Origin of the sequence: Proteiniclasticum sp. (genome assembly GCF_032054185.1) — a bacterium.
Lineage (GTDB): Bacteria > Bacillota > Clostridia > Clostridiales > Clostridiaceae > Proteiniclasticum.
This window is the reverse complement of record NZ_DAMBTF010000003.1, coordinates 119,052-135,268: the sequence shown is the minus strand read 5'-3', so window position 1 is coordinate 135,268 and position 16,217 is coordinate 119,052. Positions and strand designations below refer to the sequence as shown.

Below are 16,217 nucleotides of genomic sequence, written 5' to 3'. Positions count from 1 at the left end.
TTTAAAAATCAGAAGATCAACGCATTGCATCCTTTGATTTTTAAAAAATATCAGATGGTTAATCTTATGAAATCCGGGCAGCTCATGAAGCCGGTTCATAACTGATCTACTGAAACAGGCTTTTCCATGAAAAGCATTAACTCCAGTATATACTAAAAGCCTGCTTCAGAAAAGCAGGCTCAGAGTACATTTTGTAATTATCTTCTGATTCCCAGCTTAGCTATGATGTCTCTGTATCTTTCGATATCCTGAGCCATCAGGTAGTTAAGAAGTCCTCTTCTCTGACCAACCATCATAAGAAGTCCTCTTCTTGAATGGTGATCCTTTTTGTGCATCTTAAGATGTCCTGTCAAAGAGTTGATCCTCTCTGTGAGCAGTGCGATCTGCACTTCTGGTGAACCTGTGTCACCTTCATGTCTTGCGTGTTCCTGGATGATTTCCAGCTTTCTTGCCTTATCCATTTTGCTATACCTCCTGATCAATTATCCCCAATGACCATGTTAAAAGACAGCAAACCTAATAACATAGTTCATGGTTCGTTACGTATTATACCACACCATAAGCGGTTCTGCAATTATAAAAGAGTTGAAATTTCCTGATCTCTTGCGTACTGCTCATCCCTCTTAAGCTGCTCCACAAGCTCATCCAATGTGGCATATTTTTCTTCATCTCTCATATATTCCACGAAGTAAAGTTTGACTTCTTCTCCGTAGATTTCTCGATCAAAATCAAGAATAAAAGTTTCGATGCTTAAATTCTTGCCATCCACTGTCGGGTTATACCCTACAGAGGTTATGCTTTTATGGAGTTTTCCCTCGATCATGATATTCGTATAATACACTCCTGTTTTAGGAATGACATACTTTGGATCATAACTCATATTGGCAGTCGGGAAACCCAGCTTTCTTCCAAGCTTCTTTCCACCGATGATTGTACCTCTAAGCATAAAAGGTTCAAAAAGGAGTTTATTGGCTGCTCTCATTTCACCCTTCAGAATCAGGTTTCTGATCCTTGTACTGCTGATGACATCGTCATTGCTCAGTGCAGCATCCATGATAAAAAGCTTGAATCCGTATTTATCTGCCATGGCTCTAAGTGTATCCACATTTCCTTTATTCTGATATCCATACTTATAGTTGAATCCCACAACAAATCCTTTGGCATTGAAGTCATTAATCAGACTGAGAATGAACTCTTCAGCTTCTGTCTGCATGTACTCCATTGTAAATGAAACAAAAATCGTCACATCTACACCTTTTGCTTTAAGAAGATGGATTTTCTGTTTGTTGTCCATGAGCAGTTTAGGGGCAATCTCCGGCTTTGCTATAGTCAGCGGATGATTCTTGAAGGTGTATACGGCACTTTTGAGTCCGTCAGCCATTGCTTCATCTACCACTTTATTGATCAGTGTCATATGGCCTTTATGAAGGCCGTCAAAACTGCCTAAAGCGATATAAGTACCTTCACTGAAATCACCTTTGACATTTTCATCTATTATTATCATTTCAAACCTCACATAAGATTTACTTTAAGGTAAAGGAAGTCTTCGTCCCTTTCCAGTATCCCCAAAAGTTCTCCCTTATCGGAATAACCCCTATAAAGCCCTGGAACAATTTTATCGGTCAGCCGTCTGTCCTTGACCCTGACACCATTGGTGATGAGCTTGTAAAACCCGTCTGGAATGGTTACAGCATCATACTCCTTCAGAACCTGTTCCATTGTGATCAGATGCTTCTCGAAGCCATCTTTTTCAAGGACCTCAAGTGTCACTGAATCTTTGCTGTCGAAAGATCCTGTCCCTTCTCTCACGAGACTGGTCATGATGGCGCCACATCCAAGAAGACGGCCCAGATCATCGATGATGCTCCTGACATAAGTGCCTTTTGAGCAGGTCATAAGAAGTTCCCCCGTGTCATCCTGGAATCTGGTCAGCTCTATATGAAAGACTGTGATCGGCCGCTCCTCGCGGTGCACTTCCACACCTTCACGAGCAAGATCGTACAGTCTTTTACCATTTATTTTCAGTGCAGAGAACATCGGCGGACGCTGCATGGTTTCCCCGAGAAAGAGTTTAAGTTTCTCTTCCACAGCGTTTCTTTCTGGCAAAGGCAGACCTGTGCTTTCCACCTGACCGAAGGCATCCAGTGTGTCGGATATCTTGCCCAGGGAGAATCCTGCACGGTAGGTTTTATGTCCTGCCATAATGTAATCCACAAGCTTTGTCGCCTTGCCTATGCACACAGGCAGAACGCCTTCAGCTTCCGGATCAAGTGTTCCTGTATGTCCCGCCTTCTTTACTCTTGTGATTCTTCTCACAGCAGCAACTGCTGTAAAGGAGGTGATCCCTCTCTCTTTATAAAGGTTGATTACTCCGTTCAAACAGCTCTCATCCTTTCTATTTCATGAAGAACAGCGCTTTTCGCCTCTTCAAGTGAATCGGCCTTGATATTGCATCCGGCGGCTCTGATATGTCCCCCGCCCTCGAATTTCCCGCATAGAGCAGAAGCATCGATTACCGATTTGGTTCTTACGCTGACGCGGAAAAACCCTTCGGCTTCCTTGAAAAGAACTGAAACATCCGCTTCAGGTGGCTCCAGTCCGTAATTGACAATATCACCTGAATCTCTGTCCGAGATGGACAAAGTATTAAAATCAGAGGCGACAAGATTCATAGTGGACACAAATCCATCCTGATGGCTTTCCATCGTCATCAGCGCCCTGCCTAGGAGCTTGATGCGCTTGAACTCTGAAGAGCCGAACAGAATCCGCTGAATCCTGGAGAAATCAATTCCTGTTTCCAGTATCTCTGCAGTGATCCTCAGCGTTTTTGCAGTAGTTGAGGGAAAACGGAACGACCCGGTGTCTGATACGATACCGGTATAGAGGCACTCTGCCATGCTTACATCCATCTGAATCTTCAAAGCCTTTATCAGTTCAAAGACGATTTCGGCAGTTGACGCGGATTTCGTGTCCACATGATTGAGCATCCCGTACATTTCATTGGAAATATGATGGTCGATATTGATTTTGTCGATTTGCTCAAATCCGTCTCTTTCCATCGAAAGCCTATCTTTGTTTCCACAGTCTAGTGCAATGAGCAGCTCCCGGTCTTCTGTCAGAACTTGTAAAGTTCCATATTCGTCATATAGAGCCAGATATGACAGATTAAGAGGAGCAGGTTCCTTAGAAAGGATTTCCACGTCTTTTCCGATACTTCGCAGTGCAAGTGCAAGGCTCATGGTACTCCCCACGGCATCACCGTCAGGTGATGCGTGGGTGACCAGGGCCATTTTTTCTGTCTGCATGATTTTTGGGACGATATCCTCGAACTTCATAGCTAAAGATCCTTTTTTTCATTGGCTTTACGGATCAGCTCGTCTATATGCATTCCGCGATCAAGGGTGTCATCCACCACAATGATCAGTTCAGGCACATATCTCATCTGGATCCTTTTGCCGACTTCTCTTCTGATATAACCGGCTGAGCTTTTGAGTGCAGTCAGAGATTCTTCCTTCTGCTCATCAGTACCGAAGATACTTGCAAATACCTTGGCATATCTTAGATCTGAGGTAACCTCAACATCCGTTATGGTTATCATGGCAGTGATTCTCGGGTCTTTCAGGCCGTTCATGATGATGGAAGAAATCTCTTTCTTCATCTCTTCATTGATTCTGCCTGTTCTGTACTTTGCCATTTATTCCACCTCACTTTTTATGTTTTTCTCATTGGTGATTATAGTTCTTTTCTGACAATGGACTCCATGATGAAGGCTTCAATAATATCGCCTTCCTTGATTTCGTTGAACTTGTCGATGGACAGTCCGCACTCGAATCCGGCGTGAACTTCCTTGGCATCATCCTTGAATCTCTTCAGCGATGCAAGTCTGCCTTCATGGATGATGACACCGTCACGAAGCAGTCTGATTTCAGAGTTTCTTGTGATCTTTCCGCTTAAGACATAACATCCTGCTATGGTACCAAGTGCTGAAACCTTGTATGTCTGTCTGATTTCCACTCTTCCCTGAATGACTTCCTTGATGTCAGGAGCAAGCATACCGATCATGGCAGCCTTGATGTCGTCCACTGCATGATAGATGACTCTGTAAGTCTTCACATACACTTTGTCCTTTTCTGCAAGGATCTGTGCATTGTTGTCCGGTCTTACATTGAATCCGATGACAACTGCATTAGATGCCGCTGCAAGGGAGATGTCGGTTTCTGTGATGGCACCGACTCCACCATGGATGACTCTGACTTTGATTTCATCTGTTGAAAGCTTTTCAAGTGTGCCTCTTAAAGCTTCGATGGAACCCTGTACGTCAGCCTTGATGATGATTGGAAGTTCCTGAATTTTACCTTCCTTAACCTGATTGTACAGGTCTTCTAGAGAAACTCTCATGGTACTCTGCTGAAGGCTCTTTTCCTTGATCTTTCTTGCTTCAGCCATACCTCTGGCAGTCTTCTCATCCTTGACTTCATTGAATTTGTCACCAGCCTGTGGCACTTCTGAAAGACCTAGAATCTCTACAGGAATTGAAGGACCGGCACTCTTTATTTTCTTGCCCTTGTCGTCAAACATGGCTCTGATTCTTCCGTATGTGGAGCCCACAAGTATGGAATCTCCAACGTTTAGTGTACCCTTCTGTACGAGAAGTGTCGCAACTGGACCTCTTCCCTTATCAAGCTCAGATTCAATCACTGTACCTGCAGCTCTTCTATTTGAATCCGCTGTAAGCTCTTCCACTTCAGCAGTAAGAAGAACCATTTCCAGAAGATCATCTATGCCGATCTTTGCCTTGGCGGATACTGGAACGCAGATGGTGTCTCCACCCCATTCTTCAGCAACCATACCGTACTCTGTAAGCTCCTGCTTGACACGTTCGATATTTGCGCCTTCCACATCAATCTTGTTGATTGCGACGATCATCGGAACGCCTGCAGCCTTACAGTGATTGATGGCTTCAGCTGTCTGAGGCATGATTCCGTCATCGGCTGCTACAACCAGAATAACGATATCCGTAACCTGCGCGCCTCTTGCTCTCATAGCAGTAAACGCTTCATGTCCAGGTGTATCAAGGAAAGTGATTTTCTCTCCGTTGATGGTGATGGTGTAAGCTCCGATGTGCTGAGTGATTCCGCCGGCTTCGCTTTCCATAACCTTTGCTTTTCTTATGGCATCAAGAAGTGAAGTCTTACCATGATCGACGTGTCCCATTACGGTTACGATCGGAGGTCTCTTTTCAAGATTCACATCTAAAGCGTCTTCCTGGTCTTCATCGGCAATTCCTGATGAAGCATCCTTCACCTGAACGATTTCAACTTCCAGCTTTTCTGCTGCTTTCTGTGCAGTTTCGAAGTCGATTTCCTGATTGATTCCTGCCATGATGCCGCTGAAAATCAGGGCTTTAATCACTTCTGCAACAGGCTTTCCAAGCTTGTCCGCAAAATCCTTGACCGTGATGAACTCACCGATCTGAATTCCTGATGTGACTTCCTGTGCTTTTTCAGCATCTATTTTTTCCTGAGCGAGCTCTCTTTTTGACTTTTTCTTCTTCTTGGCAAGATTAACGACTTCTTCTTCTAGAATCTCTTCGTATTCATCTACAAGACTCTTCTCCGTTTTCTCTGTGCCCGGTTCTTTATCCTCGCCGCCAAGCAGCTCCTTGATCAGCGCCGCATCTTCCTCTTCAACCACACTCATGTGATTTTTAACTTCTATTCCAAATTCATCTTTTAGTATCGCTATCAACTCTTTACTGGTTATTTCCAGTTCCTTTGCAAGTTCATACACTCTGATTTTTGACAATAGGACCACCTCCGTATTTATTCTTCTTCCTTATTGCTGTCGTAAATATGCAGTAATTTCTTTGACATATTCTTGTTTGTTATTCCTACGACCGCAATTCCTTCATAACCCAATGCATATCCTAATTCATCAGGAGTGAAATCCTCGATTAAAGGCACCTTGTATTTTTCACAGTAACCTTTGAACTTATCTTTCGTGTTTTCTGAAGCATCCTTAGAAACAATCAGAAGTGATACCTTCTTTGTTTTTATGGCTTCTTCGTTTTTATTGTAACCCAGGAGCAGTTGACCGGATTTTCTGGTCAGCCCCAGGAAGGACAGCATTTTATCCAAGTTCCACCGCCTTCCGGAGATCATCGTAAATCTCCTGGCTGATACTGGTTTCCAGATTTCTGGAAAGCCTCTTTGTCTTGAATGATTTTTCAAGACACTCTACATTCCTGCAGACATATGCACCTCTGCCCGGTTTCTTCCCCACAAGGTCTATGGAAAGTTCATCATCCTTGCTCTTTACTACACGGATCAGCTCTTTTTTAGGCTTCATTTCCATGCAGCCGGTACACATTCTCAGTGGTATTTTTTTCACCTTCAAATAAAACACCTCTCTTTCCTATAGATTCAAGTTCTACTTATCTTCGTCCTCATCAGAAGGCTCCACTTCGGATTCTGTTTCAGGAAGAGTTTCCCCGACCAGAACTTCCGCTTCAACTTCGATCTCCTCATTGAGATCTGGCGCGTTCACTTCTGTGTCCGGCACTTCCGAAGCTTCCACTTCGACGCTCTTCAGTTCTTCCCTTGCAGCAAGATCAGCTTCATACTGTTTCTTGCTCTTGATGTCGATCTTCCATCCAGTAAGCTTTGCGGCAAGTCGGACATTCTGCCCTTCTTTACCGATGGCAAGTGACAGCTGGTTGTCATCAACGATGACCTTGCAGGAATTCCCGTCTTCAATGATGATGACATCAAGTACCTTTGCAGGACTCAGCGCATTTGCAATAAACTCTTTCGGATCCTTGGACCATCTGATGATATCGATCTTCTCATTACGGAGTTCGTTGACGATATTCTGGACTCTTGTTCCTCTTGGTCCCACACAAGCTCCCATCGGTTCAACTTCAGGGTCATTGGAATGAACTGCAATCTTGGTTCTTGATCCGGCTTCTCTTGAAATGGCTTTGATTTCCACAATTCCATCGTAGATTTCCGGAACTTCCTTCTCGAAAAGTCGTTTCACGAGACCTGGATGAGTTCTGGAAACAGAAATCATAGGCCCCTTCGGATTCTGCTTGACTTCAACAATATAAAGCAGTATTTTATCGTTGAATTCATAGTTTTCTCCAGGGATCTGTTCGGATGGGGTAAGTACAGTTTCTGTCTTCCCTAAATCGATATAGATGTTTCCCTTGTCTTTTCTTTGAACTGTGCCAGTGATCACATCAAATTCTTTCTCATGATACTGATTGTACAGGATGCTTCTTTCCGCTTCCTTGATTCGCTGTGTCACAATCTGCTTCGCAGACTGAGCAGCAACACGGGCAAAATTTGCCGGTGTGACTTCATTTTCCACAAAGTCAAGAAGTTCGTATTTGGGATGAATCGCTTTCGCTTCTTCCAGTGTGATCTCATCCTGGTCATCCTGAACCTCTTCAACGACCTGTCTTAAAGAGAACACCTTTATTTCTCCGGTTTCGCGATCGATATTGACTCTAACATTCTGTGAGCCGCTGCTGACATAATTTTTCTTGTAAGCTGCAATCATTGCATCTTCAAGTGTTTCAAACAGCATCTCCTCACTGATCCCCTTCTCTTCTGCTATGGCTTTGAGTGCGAGAATAACTTCATCTTTCTTTTTAACAGTTGCCTTTGCCATTTTATCCTCCTTGTACTTGTTATAAATCTACTTCGATGTTGACAGATCTCAAATTTTCAAAACTGACTTCAAGTTCTTCCTTGTCTTTCAGGATGATTAATCCCTGGTCTGTGACTTCCTTCAGGATGCCCACAAATTTCTTGGCACCTGATACAGGTTTCTTTGTCCTGACCATAACTTTTTCGCCAAGAGCTTTTTCCATATGTGCTTTGGTGAAGAGGGTTCTAAATATTCCTGGGGAGGAAACCTCCAGATTATAATCTTCTGCAATGGGGTCTTTTTCATCAAGTATATCGCTCATTCTCCTTGAAACTTTTTCACAGTCCTCAAGAGCAATCCCTTTTTCGTGATCGATATAGAATCTCAGGATATTCATCCCGTCTTCATGGACATATTCCATGTGATACAGTTCATAGCCCAGTGCTTCAACTTCTTCTGTGAACAGTCCTTCCAGGTTTTTCAGTTTCTCCATAATCTCACCTCTTATCTTATTTCTTGACTCGCTTCCCTATGTCCATCTTTCAGGTAGTTCAGGGTATTGAAAAGCGCAACCGGAAAAAAGTTGCGCCACAAAACGAAAGAGCGGGTTGTGCCCACTCTCAAAGTTCAAAGTTATTCTTCTGTTAAATAGTATCATATAAAAGGAGAAATTTCAACCCCTTCTATAAATTGAAGAATGACAGCTGATTCGTATCATTCATACCTTCCAGTGCTCCACAGTTATCGAGAGTTTCAATTACAGTCTTCGATATTCTACACCTGAGCCTCAAATCTTCCTTGGAGATGAATTCACGGATTCTCGCTTCTTCATAGATGCTGTTCGCAGCATTTACGCCGACACCCACAAGGCAGCTTAGAGGAGGCCTGATGGCACCGTCTTCGATCAGAAACTTCTTTCCGTGTGACAGATAAAGATCCACCGGTTTGAAGCTCAGTCCTCTCTTGTACATCTCAAAGACGATTTCAAGAATGGTGATCATGTTCTTTTCCTTCGTGGAAGCATTGTTTCCCAGTTCATAATACTCATCAAGTTTCTTTCTTACTGCAAGTTCACCCTGCAGGATAAGCTCGCCGTCAAAATCGGATGCTCTCGTAGAGAAGTAGGCGGCATAGTAGGCCAGAGGATGGTAGACCTTGAAGTATGCGATACGCATGGCCATCATGACGTACGCGACGGCATGTCCCTTAGGGAACATATACTTGATTTTCTTGCAGGATTCGATATACCACTCAGGCACATCATTCTCCCTCATCACCACTTCATCATCTTCCTTCAGGCCCTTACCTTTTCTCACACTCTCCATGATGGTGAACGCTTTCTTCGCCTCGAGACCTTTATAGATCAGGTAAACCATAATGTCATCTCTTGTACTGATACATTCACTTAGCGTAGTAAATCCTTCTTTGATATAATACTGAGCGTTGTTCAGCCAGACATCTGTTCCATGGGATAACCCGGAAATACGGACAAGATCTGCAAATGTTGAGGGCTTGGTATCAAGAAGCATTCCTCGAACAAATTTCGTTCCGAATTCCGGAAGACCAAGCGCACCAACGGGTATGCCCAGCTCTTCCGCCGTTACACCAAGTGCTCGGGTTGATGTGAAGAGCGATAGGACCTTCTCATCATTCAGAGGAAGCGCTTTCGGATCGATACCCGTAAGATCCTGAAGCATTCTCAGCATGGTCGGATCATCATGCCCCAGGATATCCAGCTTAAGCAGTCTGCCGGAAATGGAATGATAGTCAAAATGAGTTGTTGTAATGTCTGATTCCTGATCATCCGCCGGTCTCTGGACAGGTGTGAAATTATGCACATCATTATCCCTAGGCACGACCATGATCCCTCCGGGGTGCTGCCCGGTTGTTCTTTTAACACCGACCATTCCCTGAGATAGTCTTTCGATTTCAGCAGAAGGCAGATTCATCTCCTTCTCTTCCAGATATTTCTTCACATAGGCATAAGCGGTTTTCTCTGCAACTGTACCGATGGTGCCCGCTTTGAATACATAGCCCTGACCAAACAGTTCCTCTGTATATTTATGAACTACAGCCTGATACTCTCCCGAGAAGTTAAGGTCGATATCCGGTTCCTTGTCTCCCTCAAAACCGAGGAAGGTTTCAAACGGAATATCATGTCCGTCACGGATATATGGAGTACCGCAGGAAGGACAGTCCTTAAGAGGAAGATCTGCACCGCTGCTTATGCTGCCGTCAAGGAAAAATTCATTGTGCCGACAGTTCGGACAACGATAGTGAGGAGGCAGACCATTAACCTCAGTGATTCCAGTGAATGTGGCCACAAGTGAGGACCCGACAGATCCTCTTGAACCGACAAGATAACCGTCAGAGAGCGACTTTGCAACCAGTTTGTGTGCAATGAGGTATAGAACGGCATAACCGTTGCTGATGATGGAATTGAGCTCCTTGGCCACACGTTTTTCAACCACCTCCGGGAGTACATCTCCATAGAGCCTGTGGGCTTCGTTCATGGTCATCTCTCTGATTTCCTCATCAGCACCTTCAATTTTAGGTGGGAAAGTGCCATTGGGGATCGGCAGGAATTCTTCTATGGAATCCGCAATCTTATGAGTGTTCTCTATAACGATCTCTCTTGCCTTTTCATCTCCCAGATAGGCGAATGCATTCAGCATCTCGTCTGTGGTTCTGTAGTAAAGATCCAGTTCACCGTTCTGATTGCTGTAGCCCTGAGACGCCAGCAGAATCTTTCTGTACAGTTTGTCTTCCTTATTGAGATAATGCACATCGCCTGTTGCCACAACGAGTTTGCCCTGGGATCGGCCAAGAGAAATGATCCTGCGGTTAAGATCTCTTAATCCTTCCAGATCTTTTATCCTTCCGTCCTTAAGAAGGTCAAGGTTGTTTTCGATAGGCTGAACTTCAAGATAGTCATAGTAGGAAGCCATCTTTTCAATTTCTGCTTCGGTTCGCCCTTCCATGATGTACCTCACCAGTTCCGAATTGATGCATGCTGAGCCGAGAAGAAGACCTTCTCTGCTCTTTTCCAGTACACTTTTACGAATTCTCGGTTTCTGATGGAAAGTGTCCAGATGGGAGGAAGTGACCATTTCATAAAGATTTTTAAGTCCCACAAGATTCTTTACAAGAATCGTCGTATGGAACATGGGCAGTCTCTTATAATCCATCTCCTCACGACTCCTTTCATTGAGCTCCCTGAAAGAGGTGATGCCCATTTCCTTCATCTTCTCCAGTGATTTGCTAAGGATTCTGTGGGTCGTTTTCGCATCGTCCACCGCCCTATGATGTGAGCCCATATCGATGCCCAGATGCCTTGCGATGACATCAAGCCTGTGCCGCTTGAGTTCCTTATAGAGGAATCTCGACATAGGAACGGTATCAAGTATCGGATTATCGATGGTGAGGCTTAGATCGGCAAGATTTTTGCGGATGAAGCCCACATCAAAATATGCGTTATGGGCAACGAGGGTTGCACCTTTGATAAACTCATAAAATTCCAGAATGACTTTTTCAATTCCTGGTGCATCCTTGACCATGGCATCGGTAATTCCGGTGAGCTCTGTGATTTTCATGGAAATCGGCCGATGGGGATTGATAAAGGCGGAGAACTCATCAATGACTTCTCCGTTTCTCACCTTGACTCCTCCGATTTCTATGATTCTGTCATTGACAGAGGAGAAACCGGTGGTTTCGATATCGAAGATGACCATATCCTCAAGAGATTCGTCGATGTTCTCTATGATGTTCATTTCATCATTCACAACATATGCTTCCATTCCGTAGATGGCTTTAACCCCTGTTTCTCTCGCCTGATCCATAGCTTCAGGGAAGGCCTGTACAACACCGTGATCGGTGATTGCTACAGCCTTGTGTCCAAAATCCTTTGCCTGTCTGAAAATACGTTTGGCTGATGCCAGGGCATCCATGCTGCTCATACTCGTGTGCATATGGAGCTCGATACGCTTCTCTTTGGCTCTGTCTGTACGTTTTATCTTCTCCATGCGATTGATGTCTTTAGCGATCATAGTCAGTTCTTTGGAATACATATCATAGGTGACATTACCCTTGAACCGGAAAACCTGACCTGTCTTTATGGGCAGTTCCTCATCTTCCTTCATGAAGACTTTGACCGAAATGGAACTTGTATTGTCTGTAACATATAGAAGAAATAGATTCTTTCCGGTCTTCAGTTTACGGATATCCATCTTGAACACTTCCCCGTCAAGAACACATAGACCCGAGTTGTCATCCAGATCCTTTATTCTGACACTGGTTTCCCTTATGGGCTTACCAAGAAGAATATTATCATCTTTCTGCTTCTTGCCTGATTTTGTCTGTTCGGGAAGTGAAGCTTTAATCGGTTTTCCCACCGGAGCTGAACTTCCTGGAAGATCACCCTTGATTCCCGCCTCTTTCCTCATAACATTGAGTTCATGCCTGACGTCGATTTCCTGTCTTTCAGGCGTAAGACTTTCATCCAGTCTGATGTCTATATGCAGCACTTTCTCATAACAGCTCTTCAGAACACTGTCCATATGCCTAAGAGCATCTTTGGTTCTGAAGTTTCGGATGAGCGTACTACTGTAGTGTCTGATGATGAGTTTGTCTTCTTCAAGGCTGATTGCCGCATCCTTCAGAAAGTTGTACTTTAAAGGTTCTGTCAGAAAAATGCCCATGAGAACATCCTGGATGTTTTCACGATGAAAATCACCCAGGATATCAATTATTGAAGTCTCACAGCTCTGCCCTGTTATTCTGCAGAGAAACTCCCCTATAGGTTCCTTTACCTTGGCATCAAGAAGACGGCTTGTCTTGAGATACACTCTGAACAGGTTGTGTTTTTTGACAAATTCCACTTTTAAAACGTTGCTTATATCAAATTGCTTCAGCGAGGATTCTTTGTCCATAAGCTCCTGTATTCCCAAAAAGTCCTCCCCCTTTCTACGATGTTCATTCTGATCTACATTTTTTCGATTTCTTCAAGAAGTGCACGAACCAGTTCATCTTCTTTTACTTTTTTGATGATGAGTCCTTTCTTGAAAATAAGACCGACCCCGTTTCCACCTGCAATACCGATATCGGCTTCTCTGGCTTCGCCCGGTCCGTTAACGACACAGCCCATTACAGCGACTTTAATATGCTTCTTGCTGTCTTTCAAGGCTTCCTCCACCTCATTTGCGATACCGATGAGATCGATCTGAGTTCTGCCGCATGTGGGACAGGAAACAAACTCGATGCCTTCTTTGAGATGACCGGTGGCTTTAAGGATCTCTCTTCCGGCTTTGATTTCTTCAATGCTGTCTCCTGTAAGTGAGACCCTTATGGTATCTCCGATCCCTTCTGAAAGAAGTCCGCCGATACCGATTGAACTTTTAATGGTTCCTCTCCAGATGGTTCCGGCTTCAGTTACGCCCAGATGAAGCGGATAGTCTACAGCTTCTGAAAGAAGCCTGTAACTGTTCATCATGGTCAGCACATCTGAGGATTTGATGGAAATGATGATGTCACGGAAGTTGTTGTCTTCTAGGAGCTCCACATTCCTCATGGCGCTTTCCACAAGACCCTCAGGGGTGACTTTTCCGTATTTCTCCAGAATATCTTTTTCCAGAGAGCCTGAATTGACCCCGATTCTTATGGGGATTCCCTTTTCCTTACAGGCATCTGAAAGAATCCTTACCTTGTCTTTTCCCCCAATATTTCCAGGGTTTATTCTGAGCTTGGAAACTCCGTTTTCTATACTCTTCAAAGCCAGTCTGTAATCAAAATGAATATCGGCAACAACAGGAATAGGCAGCTGTCTTGTGATTTCCTTAAGCGCTTCCGCAGCCTCCATGTCAGGAACTGCAAAACGTATGATATCACAGCCAGCCACCATAAGTGCCCTTGTCTGATTAAGTGTCGCTTCCACATCTCTTGTATCTGTATTGGTCATGGACTGGACCGAGATTCTGCTGTCTCCGCCGATATAGATATCCTTGACTCTGATCTTTCGTGTCTCTCTTCTAGTCATGAACTAAAATCCTCCTGGTAAAAAGATATCCTTGAAAGTGATCAGGAGCATGAAGCTCATGAGAATCACGAATCCTATGGTATTCCATATTCCTACAAACTTGTCTGGAAGCTTTCTCCTTGTGATCAGCTCAACAAGAAGGATGAGTAGCCATCCACCATCCAGAGCAGGAAATGGTATGAGATTCAGCACCGCAAGATTGATGCTGAGGAATGCAGCAAACGAAGCCAGTCCCCATAAGGAAACACTTGCAACTTCTGATGAGATCTTGAAAATGGTCACCGGTCCTCCGAAATCATTGAGACTAGCTCTGCCTGTAAACAGGATTTTCAGCGAGAAGAGTGTCTGCGTGATCAGAGATCTTGCCTGATCGAAACTTTCTCCCATGGATTCAAAGAATCCCGGATTTTCAACCGATTGGGGTACGATGCCCACAAGAGCTCTTCCTTCAGATTCCATTGGGGTCATGGTCTTTATTACAGTGCCTTCTGATGTTTTCATCTCCAGAGTGACTTCATTCAACCCATTATATGCGATATAGGTCGATACATCCTGGAATGTATAGGCACGTTCTCCATTGACCCTGATGATTTTGTCTCCTGGCATGATTCCGGCTGCCTGTGCCGGTGAATCAGGAATCACTTCCGAAATCACATTGCTGCTGTATCCGGTAAAAAGTATGACCGCAAAAAGCACAAGAAGCGCCATGATGATGTTCATAATCGGTCCTGCTGCAATGATTGTCATCTTTCTTAATGGACTCTTGGAGAAGAATGAACCCTCTCCTGCCTCATCAGCAGTTTCTCCATACATTTTTACAGAGCCGCCAATGGGCAGCGCTTTAAGTGAGTATAGCGTATTCTTGCCCTGTTTCTGCCAGATTCTTGGACCCATCCCAACGGAGAACTCTTCAACTGTAACTCCGTTGGCTCTGGCCATGATGAAATGTCCGAATTCATGTCCCAGGACAAGCAGACCAAAAGCGAATATTGATAATAATAGATACATTTCTACACCTCTTTAAACTTTCTTCTAACGTAATCTCTGACTTGAATATCTGTTTCCAGCACTTTATCCAAAGTGATTTCTCCCAGATTCCTGAACTGATCCATTGTTTCCTCAACAACTTCAGAAATCCGATAATATCTGATTCTGTCATGGAGAAACAGTTCTACCGCTTCCTCATTTGCGCTGTTCATGACAGCAGTCTGGAGTCCCCCTCGTCTGCCTGCTGTATAGGCCAGATCAAGGAGTCTGAATGTATCGGTATCCGGTTTCTGGAAAGAGAGATTACCGATTTTCAGAAGATCAAGCTCATTCGCCACGGCTAAAGCACGATGAGGATAATTCAGTGCATACTGAATCGGCAGTCTCATATCAGGTGCACCCAGCTGTGCGATGATGCTGTTGTCCCTGTACTGCACCATGGAATGGATAATACTTTCAGGATGTACATAGACTTCAATATTATCATACCCTACATCAAAGAGCCATCTGGCTTCTATGACTTCAAGCCCCTTATTCATCATTGTGGATGAATCAACTGTTATTTTCGCGCCCATGACCCAATTTGGGTGTTTCAAAGCCATTTCTTTTGTTACGGTCTTCAGATATGCCTTATCTCTCCCTCTGAAAGGTCCACCGGATGCTGTGAGGATAATCTTTTCGACCTCTTCATGCCTTGATCCCTGGAGACTCTGAAATATAGCTGAATGCTCCGAATCGACAGGCAGTATGCTGACATGATATTTATCCGCGAGCGCCATAACGATTTCCCCGGCCGCTACCAGTGTTTCCTTGTTTGCCAGAGCAATGTTTTTACCTGCTTTAATCGCCTCTACTGTCGGCTTGAGACCTACCATACCCACAAGAGAAGTTACAACGGTATCCACCTCATGGAGGGTTGCGATATGAATCAGTCCTTCTATGCCGAAGCTTACCTCACCCTGAAATTCAAGCTCATTCAAAAGCTCTTTTGCTTCCTCATAATGCTTTTCACTGGTGATTGCAACTGCTGTAGGATGAAATTCCATAATGATCTCTTTTAGCTTACTCATGTTGGAGTGGACCGATACCCCGATCAGTGATAATCCGCTGTCTTTGCGGATTACATCTAAAGTCTGTGTCCCAATAGAGCCCGAAGCTCCAATAATCGATATCTTCTTCAATGGGCTTTCCCCTTTCCGGTTAGTTATACTTCTTTCCTATTATACAGAAGAATTATTAAGAAAATCATAGTTTTGACTAACATTCTTATGAATTACAAAGAATCATTACATGATAGTGAGTTCATTCGGGCTTAATGCTTTGTTCATACACATCCAAATAAATTCAGTTTAAGTATGATCAACCACATATCTTACAATTTTCATGATCTTTATATCAGAATCTTTATGTAACCTATTTTAGTGCCACGATAGTTTAAGAATCATCAGACTGATCAGGATATCCGGATTATTTTCACAGTCTAAAATTACATTCTAAAATAAATAAAGGTTTGAAGCTGCTTGCTCCAAACCTATAAATACTGTCC

The 16,217-nt window shown here is 43.9% G+C and carries 14 protein-coding genes; all 14 read right to left on the bottom strand.

Annotation, left to right across the window (positions count from 1 at the left end; genetic code table 11):
• Window positions 1-197: 197 nt before the first annotated feature.
• The 14 genes from rpsO to RTX25_RS02600 all read right to left on the bottom strand — a co-directional run bounded on the left by rpsO (window position 198) and on the right by RTX25_RS02600 (window position 15,852).
• On the bottom strand, window positions 198-461 hold the full coding sequence (gene rpsO / locus RTX25_RS02665) for a 30S ribosomal protein S15 (protein ID WP_312650131.1): 264 nt from the start codon (window positions 459-461) through the stop codon (window positions 198-200).
• 113 nt (window positions 462-574) lie between these two features.
• The gene (locus RTX25_RS02660) at window positions 575-1,504 is read right to left on the bottom strand and encodes a bifunctional riboflavin kinase/FAD synthetase (RefSeq protein ID WP_312650130.1); all 930 of its coding nucleotides are present in this window, start codon (window positions 1,502-1,504) and stop codon (window positions 575-577) included.
• 8 nt (window positions 1,505-1,512) lie between these two features.
• Window positions 1,513-2,379 carry a tRNA pseudouridine(55) synthase TruB gene (gene truB, locus RTX25_RS02655; RefSeq protein ID WP_312650127.1) on the bottom strand — a complete coding sequence of 289 codons (867 nt, stop codon included), beginning with the start codon at window positions 2,377-2,379 and terminating at the stop codon, window positions 1,513-1,515.
• Window positions 2,376-3,335, bottom strand: coding sequence for a bifunctional oligoribonuclease/PAP phosphatase NrnA (locus RTX25_RS02650; RefSeq protein WP_312650125.1), 960 nt, complete (start codon window positions 3,333-3,335; stop codon window positions 2,376-2,378). The genes truB and RTX25_RS02650 overlap by 4 nt, the downstream gene beginning before the upstream one ends.
• Before the next feature lie 2 nt (window positions 3,336-3,337).
• Window positions 3,338-3,694 (bottom strand): 30S ribosome-binding factor RbfA, encoded by a 357-nt coding sequence (rbfA, locus tag RTX25_RS02645; protein ID WP_312650124.1) that lies wholly within the window; start codon window positions 3,692-3,694, stop codon window positions 3,338-3,340.
• 38 nt (window positions 3,695-3,732) lie between these two features.
• A complete protein-coding gene (gene infB, locus RTX25_RS02640) occupies window positions 3,733-5,805 on the bottom strand; it encodes a translation initiation factor IF-2 (protein WP_312650122.1) in 2,073 nt (690 codons plus the stop codon).
• A 17-nt stretch (window positions 5,806-5,822) separates the two neighbouring features.
• A complete protein-coding gene (locus RTX25_RS02635; protein ID WP_312650264.1) occupies window positions 5,823-6,128 on the bottom strand; it encodes a ribosomal L7Ae/L30e/S12e/Gadd45 family protein in 306 nt (101 codons plus the stop codon).
• A gap of 1 nt (window position 6,129) precedes the next feature.
• Window positions 6,130-6,396, bottom strand: coding sequence for an RNase P modulator RnpM (rnpM, locus tag RTX25_RS02630; protein WP_312650119.1), 267 nt, complete (start codon window positions 6,394-6,396; stop codon window positions 6,130-6,132).
• Between the two features lie 33 nt (window positions 6,397-6,429).
• The gene (nusA, locus tag RTX25_RS02625; protein WP_312650117.1) at window positions 6,430-7,674 is read right to left on the bottom strand and encodes a transcription termination factor NusA; all 1,245 of its coding nucleotides are present in this window, start codon (window positions 7,672-7,674) and stop codon (window positions 6,430-6,432) included.
• A gap of 19 nt (window positions 7,675-7,693) precedes the next feature.
• Window positions 7,694-8,146: a ribosome maturation factor RimP gene (gene rimP / locus RTX25_RS02620; protein ID WP_312650115.1), complete on the bottom strand. Its 453-nt coding sequence runs from the start codon at window positions 8,144-8,146 to the stop codon at window positions 7,694-7,696.
• Window positions 8,147-8,336: 190 nt separating this feature from the next.
• Window positions 8,337-12,581 carry a PolC-type DNA polymerase III gene (locus RTX25_RS02615; protein ID WP_312650263.1) on the bottom strand — a complete coding sequence of 1,415 codons (4,245 nt, stop codon included), beginning with the start codon at window positions 12,579-12,581 and terminating at the stop codon, window positions 8,337-8,339.
• Between the two features lie 53 nt (window positions 12,582-12,634).
• Entirely contained in the window at window positions 12,635-13,684 is a 1,050-nt protein-coding gene (ispG, locus tag RTX25_RS02610) for a flavodoxin-dependent (E)-4-hydroxy-3-methylbut-2-enyl-diphosphate synthase (RefSeq protein ID WP_312650113.1), read from the bottom strand.
• Between the two features lie 3 nt (window positions 13,685-13,687).
• Entirely contained in the window at window positions 13,688-14,692 is a 1,005-nt protein-coding gene (gene rseP / locus RTX25_RS02605) for an RIP metalloprotease RseP (protein ID WP_312650112.1), read from the bottom strand.
• 2 nt (window positions 14,693-14,694) lie between these two features.
• On the bottom strand, window positions 14,695-15,852 hold the full coding sequence (locus RTX25_RS02600) for a 1-deoxy-D-xylulose-5-phosphate reductoisomerase (RefSeq protein ID WP_312650110.1): 1,158 nt from the start codon (window positions 15,850-15,852) through the stop codon (window positions 14,695-14,697).
• Between the last annotated feature and the right edge of the window lie 365 nt (window positions 15,853-16,217).

Coding starts and splice junctions, on each gene's coding strand:
- rpsO (WP_312650131.1), bottom strand. CDS start 461: ATGGATAAGGCAAGAAAGCTGGAAATCATCCAGGAACACGCAAGACAT.
- RTX25_RS02660 (WP_312650130.1), bottom strand. CDS start 1,504: ATGATAATAATAGATGAAAATGTCAAAGGTGATTTCAGTGAAGGTACT.
- RTX25_RS02650 (WP_312650125.1), bottom strand. CDS start 3,335: ATGAAGTTCGAGGATATCGTCCCAAAAATCATGCAGACAGAAAAAATG.
- rbfA (WP_312650124.1), bottom strand. CDS start 3,694: ATGGCAAAGTACAGAACAGGCAGAATCAATGAAGAGATGAAGAAAGAG.
- RTX25_RS02635 (WP_312650264.1), bottom strand. CDS start 6,128: ATGCTGTCCTTCCTGGGGCTGACCAGAAAATCCGGTCAACTGCTCCTG.
- nusA (WP_312650117.1), bottom strand. CDS start 7,674: ATGGCAAAGGCAACTGTTAAAAAGAAAGATGAAGTTATTCTCGCACTC.
- rimP (WP_312650115.1), bottom strand. CDS start 8,146: ATGGAGAAACTGAAAAACCTGGAAGGACTGTTCACAGAAGAAGTTGAA.
- RTX25_RS02615 (WP_312650263.1), bottom strand. CDS start 12,581: ATGGACAAAGAATCCTCGCTGAAGCAATTTGATATAAGCAACGTTTTA.
- ispG (WP_312650113.1), bottom strand. CDS start 13,684: ATGACTAGAAGAGAGACACGAAAGATCAGAGTCAAGGATATCTATATC.
- rseP (WP_312650112.1), bottom strand. CDS start 14,692: ATGTATCTATTATTATCAATATTCGCTTTTGGTCTGCTTGTCCTGGGA.